Annotated in this window: 1 protein-coding gene; it reads left to right on the forward strand. The window is 41.2% G+C overall.

What is annotated here, in order from left to right:
• Window positions 1-175: 175 nt before the first annotated feature.
• Window positions 176-403: a DUF1656 domain-containing protein gene (locus Tanf_RS16675; RefSeq protein WP_157703364.1), complete on the forward strand. Its 228-nt coding sequence runs from the start codon at window positions 176-178 to the stop codon at window positions 401-403.
• The last annotated feature ends 17 nt before the right edge of the window (window positions 404-420 follow it).

The following is a 420-nucleotide window of genomic DNA, read 5'->3' on the forward strand; positions in this document are numbered from 1 at the left end:
ATGCGGCTTTTAGAATAGTGTGCAGCAATTGTATTGCTAAAACAAATGTATTGCTGCATTTGGTTACCGTCAGACATATTTTTCAGAAATTGCGCGTAAATTTTTCGCACTTAAAGAATATTTATTAATCTAACGCAATATATTCGGTCGTAAAGGAATCTACTTTGTGAAGTTTATGCTCAATGCAACAGGATTGCCCTTACAAGATCTGGTGTTCGGTGCGTCCGTCTACTTTCCTCCGTTTTTCAAAGCATTCGCGTTTGGATTCGTCATCTGGCTTGTCGTACACCGCCTGCTTCGTGGCTGGATCTACGCCGATGACATCTGGCATCCCTTGTTAATGGATTTATCGCTGTTTGCGATTTGCGTTTGCCTTGCTCTGGCAATACTGATTGCGTGGTAACTATGTCAATTAAAACA

The sequence above is a fragment of the Tannerella forsythia genome (assembly GCF_001006485.1).
GTDB lineage: Bacteria > Bacteroidota > Bacteroidia > Bacteroidales > Tannerellaceae > Tannerella > Tannerella forsythia.